Raw genomic sequence first — 10,936 nt, 5'->3', positions numbered from 1 at the left:
ATTCCTCCCGGCCCTGACCGGCCCCCCTCCCCCCGTATACGGGGGTACAGGGCGGGGCTCCTGCGGTTTCTAGCTGAAATCGGCTCGGTAGCCCCGGCAACTCTAGTTGCCTACACTACCTCCAGCCTGGGATTGGCATGGCCGTCTAAGGCCTCTGGCCTGCCGACACGAGTGGTTGGAATCCCTGAAGAATTAAGCAAACCTAGGTGGCAAGGCTAAAGCAGCTTATGCCAATGCCTACGGCAAGGCCCAAGCAATACCCAGAGCAGCCATGCCGACGGTTGGGTATGAGGTTTCTCGAGACTGAGGAAGCTTATACTTCTGTTCGCACTGGGGGTCTGGAGACCTTGGCCAGCTTTCTGGATGGCGATTTTCTGCCCAGAGGCAGTAAAAAACCTGAAGGGTAGAAGTTGATAGGAAAGCAGGTGAAGTGTGGACTGTTGAGAACCTTAGATGGTTGGCTAATCACTGCCGACGCCAATGCGGCAATCAACACGAAGTAACGGCAACTTTTGGACTTTGTCTGTGGGGAGTTAGCAGAGGCGCTTTGACAAGGCCTTTAGGAGTTTGCTTCTGGGCTGCTTGAAAATCCTTGCCACTTAAGTGCGGGGAGTGTCAAAACGGGTTATCGTATCAAGGGGATCCCCGTGTGGGGAAACAATCTGGGCTGCTCTCCCTTGGTAAAGATTGCCATGCATTCGAGCGAGTCTTTTCGACGCACCAAAATTGTCGCCACCATCGGCCCTGCCAGCTCCAACCCCGCCATCCTAAGGGAAATGATCCTGCAAGGGGCAACCACCCTTCGCCTCAACTTCTCCCATGGGGATCACGATCTGCACCGCCGCAACATCCGCCTCATCCGCCAAACCGCTATGGACCTGGGCATCCAGGTCGCCATTTTGCAAGATCTGCAGGGGCCCAAAATTCGCCTGGGCAAGTTTGCCGAAGGCTCGATTACCCTCAGGAGCGGGGATCCCTTCGTGTTGACCAGCAAGCCCATTTTGGGATCCCAGGAGCGCAGTTGGGTCACCTACGACAAGCTGGCCCAAGAGGTGCCGGAAGGGGCGACGATCCTCCTCGATGACGGTCGGGTGGAGATGCGGGTGGAGGCAGTGGATCCCGAGGCGGGGGAGCTCTTCTGCCGCACCATTGTCGGCGGCACCCTCTCCGACAACAAGGGAGTGAACTTCCCCGGCGTGCGCCTCAGCATCCGCGCCGTTACCGAAAAAGATAAGGCAGACCTTTACTTCGGCCTCAACCAAGGGGTGGACTGGGTGGCCCTTAGCTTTGTGCGGGATCCCTCTGATGTGCTGGAGCTGCGGGAACTGATGGCCGCTGTCGGCAAGCGGGTTCCTATCATCGTCAAGATTGAAAAACACGAGGCCATCCAACAACTGCCCCAGATCCTGGCCCTCAGCGACGGGGTAATGGTGGCGCGGGGAGATCTGGGTGTAGAGCTGCCGGCGGAAGAGGTGCCGATTTTGCAGAAGCGGATGATCGCCATGGCCAACTGCTTAGGGATCCCGGTGATCACTGCTACCCAAATGCTGGACAGCATGGTTCACAGCCCTCGTCCCACTCGGGCTGAGATCTCGGATGTGGCCAATGCTATTTTGGATGGCACCGATGCCGTCATGCTCTCCAACGAGACGGCGGTAGGCAAATATCCCGTCGAGGCGGTGGCGACCATGGCCCGCATTGCCGTGCGCATCGAACGGGATTACTTCAGCCCAATCTATGTCGATCGCCGCCAACACCTGCGCGCCCTCACCCTGCAGGAGCTGAGCCAAAACAACAACAGCTCTGGTAGCAATGGTTCGTCCCGGCCCAAAACCCTGATCGCCGACTCAATTAGCCGCGCCGTAGGGGAGATTGCCCAGGAGTTGGATGCGGTGGCGGTGATGACCCTGACTAAAACTGGGGCTACGGCTCGCAATGTCTCCAGGTTTCGCCCTCGCACCCCGATCTTGGCGGTAACTCCTCATGTAGAGGTGGCGCGGCAACTGCAGTTGGTGTGGGGGGTACGGCCCCTGTTGGTCATGGATTTGCCTACCACCCGCCAGACCTTTCAGGCCGCCATCAACGTGGCTCAGGAAGAAGGTTTGCTCAAGGATGGCGACTTGGTGGTGCTCAGCGCCGGCACTTTGCCAGGCGTATCCGGCTCCACCGATCTGATTAAGGTAGAGGTAGTAAAGGCAGTGGTGGCCAAAGGCAGAGGGTTTGGCAAAGGCACTGTCAGCGGCCCGGCCCGCATCCTCAGATCTAGCCTCGACGCCAGCAAAATCACCGCTGGCGACATCTTGGTTGCTCGCGCTACCGATGCCAACTATGTGGAGGCGATCAAACAGGCGGCTGGGGTGATCACCGAAGAAGATGGGGCCTCCTCCCATGCGGCGGTGATCGGTCTGCGGTTGGGGGTGCCGGTGCTGGTGGGAGTTAAGGATGCTACGCGCCTCATCCGCGACGGGGCCATCGTTACCTTGGACACCGAGAGGGGTATTGTCACTTCAGGAGCGGATGGGTTGGGCTTTTAACGGGTTTGGCGGTCATTGCGGACAAGGGTGAGACTGTCTCCTAGTCTCTCTCCCTGGGAAGGGGGAGGCAGGGATCTGCGCCGACAAGGACTCCTCAACGATCTGGAAAACAGTCTCAGCAAACTCGGCGAAGCAGATCGCCCTGCCAGGGTGCTTATGGTGGTGGTAACCGATGGCCAAGAGAACGCCAGTCGCGAGTTCCGCAAAGAGCAAATTGAGAAGATGATCAAAGAAAAAACGGAGAAAGACGGCTGGCAGTTTGTTTTCTTAAGCGCCGATCTGGCTGCCATCAAAGATGCCCATGACTTCGGCTTCGCTCCCAGCGCGTCTCTGCTTTACGAGAAGTCCGGCCTGGGCAGCAAAAGAGCGTGGCGCTCCCTTGCGCTGCGCCTCTCCGACTACCGCTCAGCTCGTCTTCGGAGGTTGATGTTCTTTGAGGAAGATCGTCAGCATCCTGACGATCCGAACAAGAACCCTGACGAGCCGAGCAAGAATAAACAAGAGTAAAAAAATCTGGTGGAACTGGCCGAGATCCTAGCCACTCCAGCAGAGCTGAGCCAATGCCCGCTCACTGGGTTTATCCGCGCAGGGAGCAGCAGAGGCGGCCATCGGCACCTTAGGAAACAGAGGCAGGGATCCAGTTGACGGACAGCCCCCTTAGAAGGGGAGGGGATCCCTTTCAGCGTCGTCGAGCGCAGTGACGTAGCAACCAACTGGCGGCAGCCCGATCGCCCTCGTCCCAGGCCAATCGCTCCACGGCCACCATCACCATTGAGGTAATCACAGCCTCACTCAGGTGGCGGGAACGCAAGCGCTGCACGGCTGAGGTGGCGGCCTCTAGGTCGCGCCTACGAATTGCGCGGAGCAGCTCATCAGACATAGGCGAAGGCCAACGCGCCTCACTACCTTTCTTCCTGGTACCTTTCTACCGCAAGCGTCAGAAGCTTCCCTTTTCCTTCATTTTCTTGTCAGATAACGCAAAAGTTCGTCTTGCTCCCACAAAACGTCTCAAAAAACATCCTGAGGAATTGTTACACTTCCCAACAACAGGCTGGTATCAGTTTCGGCACAGGCCTTCCCGCTCCCTTCGACAAGGCCAACCAACCCAGATCTCAACCGACGGCCATGGCCGCAGGCGAGCGTGGGCTCCCTTGCAGCAGCCGCTCCATCTCCGCTTGCAAATCTTGGGTTAGAGCTTGTACGGCCTGCCGGCGGTTGGCCTGATAGGCGGGCCAGCGCTCTGAAACCGAGAGGGGATCCCCGATGCTGAAACGGGCCAGCCGCGGCCCCAATCTGGGAGGGGCAGCGCCGACGGCGTTTTTGCCTTTGATCCAGACCAACAGGTTCCACAGCCGCAGGGCAGTTTCGGCCAGTTCCTCCAGGCCGGGCTGCTCCGGCAGGGGACGCACGGCAAACACCATCAGGGTCTCCACTAGGCGCATGTGCCAGAGGTGGAAGCTGGCCTCCGAGGCAACGCGATTGGCCAGCCCCTTCTCCAAAGCCGAAAGCGCAGCAATATCAGGGATATCTTCCCGGTAGATCCAGGCCCAGCCTGCCTGTTCGATGCGATGCCGCCGCTCGATCAAGTTCCCCTGGGGCTGCAGGCCAAAGTGCTGCTCGGCCACGCGCAGGGCCAGATCCGATAGGCTTTGCAGACGTGCCCACAGACCTTCTCCCTCTTTGAGGTTGACCCGAGCGGCAGAGGGCAGGGCGGGGGCGTAGAAGCGCTCGTAAAAATGCTCCATAACCTGAATCAAATGCTCGGCCAGGCGAAGCAAGCGGGCCATCAGAAACCCCTTGCCGACATGTGCCGAGCGCGTGGCCGGGAGCTTGCAATCGGCCTCCATACGGCGGAGCAACCTGTCCAGGGCCGCACTGGGATCCCTCAAATAGGAGTAGCGGAGGCCCACCGGCAAGATCAGCACCTCCTCCGGGCGCCCCGCCTTATGCAGATCCTCCACCGCCCAAAAACTCATTTGCGCCACCCCCGGCTCCAGCGGGTTGAGCAGCCCACTCATGCCGTTGATCGTCCCCTCTGGAGCCACCGCCAGTGGGTACTGGCCTGACACCAACTGCTCGCGAGAGCTCTTCAGCCCTGCCCGATCCAGACGGCCCCGCAAAATCGGGATCCCGCCCAGCCGGGGAAGCCCCCAGCGGCCAATGAAGCCCAGCCATAGTGGCAGGCCGCGGTCGTAGACAAACAAAACGTGGGGCCGCTGCCGCAGGCGGATCCCCTGTTGTCGAGCCACCTGAGGCAGAAGATGGGAAAACAAGTACATCAGGCAGGGGGGATCGTCAAGGGTGGGGTGGCGAAAGGCTACCAACAGGCGAATCTTGCCTGCCTCGAATTGCTGATAAAGCTGAGCCAAACGCTCGCCCCCATCTACCTCAACGCGCGGGATCCCTTTGGCCCAGCGCAACCAGAAGGGCAAACCCGCCTGCGCCAAACGAACCACCCAAGGCGTCAATCGCGGCGGCAGAAATTTGAGAGGAGGTTGAACAGTCTGGTACATAGGGATCTTCAGATCTAGGGTTGGCAAGTCAATAAACCCACGCTTCGGATCCCATCTTATGGAGGGTTTGGAGGAGAGAAAGCCCTGCAGTGACAGTTTCTCAACTGGATTCCCTTGCCCAACTCCAGAAGAGGTTCAAGCTCCTGTTGTTTTTTTCCTGCGGCTCCGCGTCTTTTTGGGGGCAGCTTCTTCGTTCGAGGTTGAGTCCTCCATCACCTGGCCGTTGAGTACTTGCTTGAGGTGAATGTGCTTATAGCCCAACTGAATCTCAAACTCATCGCCGGGCTTGAGATTCATTTTTTCGGTGTAAGCGGACCCGATGATGATCTGACCATTCTTGTGAACGCTCACGCGAAAGGTTGGCTCGCGGCCGCGCTTGTCACGGCTGGAAGTTGGACTGAGGCTCAGACCTTTTGCCGCCAGCACCGCATCGTAAAACTCATTTAAGTTGACGCGGAGCTTGTTGGTCTTGGTCATGGTTACGTAGCCACAGCGCTTTGCCGTCTCGCGGCGCGGAAGATGGCTCAACGCTTCTACCTTCTGCAGGAGAGCCTTCCCGGTTAAAGGTTGTGGTGGTATATCCAACATTTTCTGATGCCCTACAGTCCTCTCCAGGATCATAACCTCCTGGCGTACTTCTGCAACCAAAAGTTGGGGGCTCTTTTCGAGGTCACATTTTTCTCCTACTACTTGAAGTGGTTCTCTAAGGGAGAAAGGCTCTTCTCAATAGGCGTTCAATCGGTGTTCTTTCCGTGGTAAAAGGTGAGGGGGGCAGCAGAGACTCAAGTGCGGAGGGGGGCTGTAGCTTTTGCTTTGATGGCGACAAAGGCTGGAGAATCGGTATGGCTCTTCGGCGCCCTGGGTGCTTCGGCGGAGAGGCCAGAGGGATCCGCAGGATCGGGGGAAGAGACTTGCTTGAAGCAGTGGGCCAGGTCAGGATTGGCGATGATAAAGTCGCGCCAACCAGACTAGATCTGTTTCTCCAGTTTCCACCCCTCTGCCGTCCTAAACCCCCAAGACGGCTTCTCCAAACTTCAGCAAAAGGGGCTGTGATGTTGTGTTGCACAACGAGCCGGAAAAATAGCCAAAGCAAGCCTACGGCCCAATGCCATCACCCGCAGGGCCGGTAAGGGACTTCGGGCTTCTCAGCGGGAGCCGACGACGCCACGGGCGTTTGTCCCGCCGTTCGACGGGCGCGGGCGACGCAGGCCGCTAGCAGCCATTTCAAGACTGGCTGATGGCAGTAAGGGCTGGGGCAAAATGGGAGGGACAACTCAGCCGGATCCCAAGCGCTGGGCCACCTGGGAAGGAAGCTGGGCCAAAGGGATCCCTTCGAGAATCTCGGCTGCAAAAGCATAGGTGAGGAGTTGCCTGGCCTGGGCCTGGGGAATGCCGCGGCTTTGCAAATAGAAGATTTCTTCGGCCTCCAGTTGGCTGACGGTGGCCCCGTGGGCACATTTGACGTTGTCCGCAAAGATCTCCAACTGTGGCTGCGTATCCACCCGCGCCTTGGGGCTCAACAGCAGATTGCGGTTGGTCTGGGCGGCGTCTGTCAGTTGAGCTGCTTGGCTCACCAAAATGCGCCCGCTGAAGACCGCACGGGCCGCCTCGTCCACGATGCACTTGTGCAATTGGCGGCTGCTGCCGTGGGGCGCTTGATGCACCAGGCGGGAGTGGGTGTCGCTGTGCTGGGATCCCTTCAGCAGGGTCAGTCCCTGCAGGTGGGTGTAGGCCTGGGGTTCTACCTGGGCAAGCTCCAGGTTGTGGCGGGAAAATTGGGATCCCCACTGGATGGCCTGTAGCCGGTAGTGGCTGTGGCGGCCCTGGCGCACAGCAGTTTGGTTGATGTGAAAAGCCTGGGATCCCTGCCGCTGCAGGATCACATGGTGTAGACGGGATCCTTCAGCTAGGGCAATCTCGGTAACGGCGTTGCCAAAGGGGATCCCGGCCCCCCAGGAGAGGTGATCTTCAATCAGGGTGAGGGAGCTGTGGGCCTGCAAAGCCACCAGACAGCGGGGCTGGGCCAGAACGGCTTCTCTCTCTGGGGCCACCGTCACCCAGAGCAGGTGCAAGGGCGGCAAAACCTCCTGCTGGGGTGGCAGCTCAATCTGGATCCCATCGCCTAGATGGGCGGTGTTGAGGGCGCTGAAGACGTCGAGCTTGGCGATGGTTTGCAACCATCCAGGAGCCGACTGGCTTAGGGGAGCAATTCGCAGGGCTGAGGGCAGGCCGCTCAAGTCAGAAAGGTGGGGAGCAAAGTAGCCGTTGACGAACACCGCATAGCTGTGACGGCTCTCCGGCCACAGCCAGGGCTCCAGCACGGCCTTCTCTAGCGTTGCCTGTCCAGGGCCGGCCAGGCGAAAGGTGTGGGCCACCAGCGGCGAGAGGTCGCTGTATTTCCAGTCTTCCTCGCGGGGGGTGGGGATCCCCAGTTCCGCCAGTTGGGCGCGGGCCTGCTGTCTCAGGGTGGTATGGGGATCTTCCACCTCTGGAATTTGGCGGAGGATGTGCTCCAGAAAGGGACGGCCAAAACCGCTGGCGTCGCTTTCTCGAACCGAGGACTTGGGCACCGCAGCGCTCATCCCACCTCCTCCTTGAGCCAGTCATAGCCCCGCTCTTCCAGCTCCAGCGCTAAGGTCTTATCGCCGCTGAGGAGAATGCGCCCCCCTTCCATCACATGCACATAGTCGGGGGTTACATACTCCAGCAGGCGCTGGTAGTGGGTAATGAGGAGTATGGCCTTCTCAGGGCCGGCCAGTTGGTTAATGCCTTGGGCAACGATGCGCAGCGCGTCGATATCCAGGCCAGAATCCGTCTCGTCTAAGATAGCCAGCGTCGGCTCCAGCACCGCCATCTGCAGGATCTCGTTGCGCTTTTTCTCGCCGCCGGAAAACCCTTCGTTGACGGAGCGCTCCAAAAAAGCGGGATCCATCTTGACAATGCTCAGTTTTTCCCGCACCAAGTCGTCAAAATCGAGGGGATCCATTTCCGGCTGATCCCGATACTTCTGCCGGGCGTTGTAGGCGGCGCGCAAGAAGTCCAAGTTGCTCACCCCCGGAATCTCGATGGGGTATTGAAAGGCCAAGAAGATCCCGGCCCAGGCCCGCTCCTCCGGCTCCATTGCCAAGAGATCCTTGCCCAGATAGAGGATCTCGCCCCCTGTTACCCGGTAGTCGGGGTGGCCGGCCAAGATCTTGGAGAAGGTGCTCTTCCCGGAGCCATTGGGCCCCATGATGGCGTGGATCTCGCCGGCCCGGATTTCCAGGTTCACCCCTTTGAGGATAGGGGTACCGTCGATCTCAGCCGTGAGATCGCGGACAGATAGAATGACAGGGCTGTTTTCCCGGATCATGTCAGCAGTTCGTCTTGGGTCGAAGTATTGGCGGACAGACCTACCCCTTCAGCGCCGCCCCCACGGTGGAGCTGCGCCAGGCTGCTCGGCAATTGGCAACGAGCATAGCCGCTCGCCAGGGATCTAGCCAACGGATCCCTCTAGCTTCAGGCTCAGCAGCCGATCCGCCTCGACGGCAAACTCCATCGGCAATTGGTTGAACACCTCTCGGCAGAAGCCGCTGATGATCATGGAGACGGCGTCTTCTACAGAAATGCCGCGCGACTGGAAGTAGAACAGTTGCTCTTCTCCGATTTTGGAAGTGGAAGCTTCGTGCTCTACTTTGGCAGTGTTGTTTTGCACTTCAATGTAGGGGAAGGTGTTGGCGCTGCACTGATCCCCAATCAACATGGAATCACACTGGGAAAAGTTGCGGGCGCCTTCTGCCTTGGGCCCAATTTTCACCAGGCCGCGATAGCTGTTTTTGGAATGCCCCGCCGAGATGCCTTTGGAGATAATTCTGCTGCGGGTGTTGCGGCCTATGTGGATCATCTTGGTGCCGGTATCGGCCTGCTGGTAGTGGTTGGTCAGGGCCACTGAGTAGAACTCGCCCACCGAGTTTTCCCCCACCAGCACGCAGCTCGGATATTTCCAGGTGATGGCCGAGCCGGTCTCCACCTGCGTCCAGGAGATCTTGGAGTTTGCCCCCTGACAGAGGCCGCGTTTGGTCACGAAGTTGTAGATGCCGCCCTTGCCGTTTTCGTCGCCGGCATACCAGTTCTGCACCGTCGAGTACTTGATCTCGGCATTGTCCAGGGCGATCAGCTCCACCACCGCCGCGTGCAGTTGGTTGGTGTCGAACATGGGGGCCGTGCAGCCTTCCAGGTAGCTGACGTAGGATCCCTCGTCAGCAATGATCAGGGTGCGCTCAAACTGGCCCGACTCGCCGTTGTTGATGCGGAAATAGGTGGACAGCTCCATCGGGCAGCGCACCCCTTTGGGCACATAGACAAAGGAGCCATCGCTAAACACTGCCGAGTTCAGCGCCGCGTAGTAGTTGTCGGCAATGGGTACCACCGTGCCCAGGTACTTGCGCACCAAGTCTGGGTACTCCCGTAGCGCCTCCGACATGGAGCAGAAAATGATCCCTTCCTTGGCCAGCTTTTCCCGGAAGGTGGTGGCCACCGAGACGCTGTCGAAAATGGCGTCCACCGCCACATTGGCCAGCCGCTTCTGCTCCGACAAAGGGATCCCCAGCTTCTCAAAGGTTTCCAGCAGCACGGGATCCACTTCGTCGAGGCTCTTTTTCTTCTCCTTTACCTTGGGAGCGGAGTAGTAAACGATGTTCTGGTAGTCGATGGGCGGGTAGGTCACATTCGGCCAGGTGGGCTCGCTCATCTTCAGCCACTGGCGGTAGGCCCGCAGCCGGAACTCCAGCATAAAGTCCGGCTCCCCCTTCTTGGCCCAGATTTGCCGAATGATGTCCTCATTTAAGCCTTTGCCGATGGACTCAGAGGCGATGTCGGTAACAAAGCCGTACTTGTAGGGCTGGCTAATTAGGGTGCGGACGCTCGTAGACATGGATGGCTCTCGGTTAGGGACAGGGGCAAAACAGATGGCCAATTAAAACAACATGGTTGTTGCTTAACTAATCCTCAGGTTACTTTAGCAATGATCCCCTTGTCAAAGTAGCGGTGCTGGCAGCGGCAGCCGAGTAAACCCAGTCTAACCAGGAGGGCGAGGGTGGAGAGCGCGCGCAAGATCACCGATCCGTTCACGCAACCCGTTTCCAGCAAGCAGGCTATCTTGATCTACCTACGCAAGACGGGGCAGGCCACCGCCCAGACTCTGGCAGAGCACTTGGGCATTTCTCCCCAGGCCATTCGCCGCCACCTCAAGGATCTGGAGGCAGAGGGGCTGATCCACCATGTCGCTCAAGCTAGCGGTTTGGGCCGCCCCCAGCACCTCTATCAGCTCAGCCCCCAAGGAGAAGCGCAATTCCCCACCGGCTACGACGAGTTTGCCCTCGGTCTGCTCAATACGCTGGCTGAAACCCTGGGATCCGAACAGATGGGATCCCTGCTCCAGCAGCAGTGGCAGCGCAAAGCCCAGGAGTACCAAGCCCAGATGGGCTCCGGATCCCTGGCCGAGCGGCTGGAGCGCCTGGTGCAGTTGCGCCAGGCAGAGGGCTACATGGCGGAGTACTACCCCTATCCTGCCAACCTGGCTGCCCCGATTGCAGCAGAAGGCGCTGAGGAGTACGTCGAGCAATATGTCTTGGTGGAGCACCACTGCGCCATCGCCCAGATTGCCCAGCGTTTTCCCAGCGTCTGCGGCCACGAGCTGGAGATGTTTGCCGCCGCCCTGCCCGATTGTCGGGTAGAGCGCCTCACCTGGCAGGTAAACGGAGAACACCAGTGCGGCTACTGGATTGCCAAGACGGGATCCCCCCCTAGACCCAGCCACGATTAGCAGTTCGTCCTTTGCTGGGCCTACCTCAGGCGAAAGCTTCCTAAAGTAAAGACGGGCAAGAGCAGCTATGGATGCATAAAAGTATA

The 10,936-nt window shown here is 59.0% G+C and carries 9 protein-coding genes; 3 read left to right on the top strand and 6 right to left on the bottom strand.

Going from position 1 to position 10,936, the window contains the following annotated elements:
• The first annotated feature begins 692 nt into the window (after nucleotides 1-692).
• Nucleotides 693-2,534 carry a pyruvate kinase gene (pyk, locus tag NW845_RS07135; protein WP_414364012.1) on the top strand — a complete coding sequence of 614 codons (1,842 nt, stop codon included), beginning with the start codon at nucleotides 693-695 and terminating at the stop codon, nucleotides 2,532-2,534.
• Nucleotides 2,535-2,690: 156 nt separating this feature from the next.
• The gene (locus NW845_RS07130) at nucleotides 2,691-3,041 is read left to right on the top strand and encodes a hypothetical protein (protein WP_414377767.1); all 351 of its coding nucleotides are present in this window, start codon (nucleotides 2,691-2,693) and stop codon (nucleotides 3,039-3,041) included.
• A 172-nt stretch (nucleotides 3,042-3,213) separates the two neighbouring features.
• Here the strand turns inward: NW845_RS07130 and NW845_RS07125 are convergent, their stop codons facing one another.
• The 6 genes from NW845_RS07125 to sufB all read right to left on the bottom strand — a co-directional run bounded on the left by NW845_RS07125 (nucleotide 3,214) and on the right by sufB (nucleotide 9,959).
• A complete protein-coding gene (locus tag NW845_RS07125) occupies nucleotides 3,214-3,414 on the bottom strand; it encodes a hypothetical protein (protein WP_414364011.1) in 201 nt (66 codons plus the stop codon).
• A 232-nt stretch (nucleotides 3,415-3,646) separates the two neighbouring features.
• A complete protein-coding gene (locus NW845_RS07120) occupies nucleotides 3,647-5,047 on the bottom strand; it encodes a 1-acyl-sn-glycerol-3-phosphate acyltransferase (protein WP_414377764.1) in 1,401 nt (466 codons plus the stop codon).
• Nucleotides 5,048-5,182: 135 nt separating this feature from the next.
• Entirely contained in the window at nucleotides 5,183-5,635 is a 453-nt protein-coding gene (locus tag NW845_RS07115; RefSeq protein WP_414364014.1) for an AbrB family transcriptional regulator, read from the bottom strand.
• Nucleotides 5,636-6,321: 686 nt separating this feature from the next.
• Nucleotides 6,322-7,629, bottom strand: a complete 1,308-nt coding sequence (gene sufD, locus NW845_RS07110; protein WP_414377761.1) for a Fe-S cluster assembly protein SufD — start codon at nucleotides 7,627-7,629, stop codon at nucleotides 6,322-6,324.
• On the bottom strand, nucleotides 7,626-8,399 hold the full coding sequence (gene sufC, locus NW845_RS07105) for a Fe-S cluster assembly ATPase SufC (protein ID WP_414377758.1): 774 nt from the start codon (nucleotides 8,397-8,399) through the stop codon (nucleotides 7,626-7,628). The genes sufD and sufC overlap by 4 nt, the downstream gene beginning before the upstream one ends.
• A 123-nt stretch (nucleotides 8,400-8,522) precedes the next feature.
• Nucleotides 8,523-9,959, bottom strand: a complete 1,437-nt coding sequence (gene sufB / locus NW845_RS07100; protein WP_414372335.1) for a Fe-S cluster assembly protein SufB — start codon at nucleotides 9,957-9,959, stop codon at nucleotides 8,523-8,525.
• Nucleotides 9,960-10,121: 162 nt separating this feature from the next.
• Between sufB and sufR the strand changes: the two genes are divergently transcribed.
• Nucleotides 10,122-10,850, top strand: coding sequence for an iron-sulfur cluster biosynthesis transcriptional regulator SufR (gene sufR / locus NW845_RS07095; protein ID WP_414377755.1), 729 nt, complete (start codon nucleotides 10,122-10,124; stop codon nucleotides 10,848-10,850).
• Nucleotides 10,851-10,936 lie beyond the last annotated feature (86 nt).

This window comes from Synechococcus sp. H60.2 (assembly GCF_047462315.1).
Taxonomy (GTDB): Bacteria; Cyanobacteriota; Cyanobacteriia; order Thermostichales; family Thermostichaceae; genus Thermostichus.
This window is presented reverse-complemented; position numbering and strand designations above follow the sequence as displayed.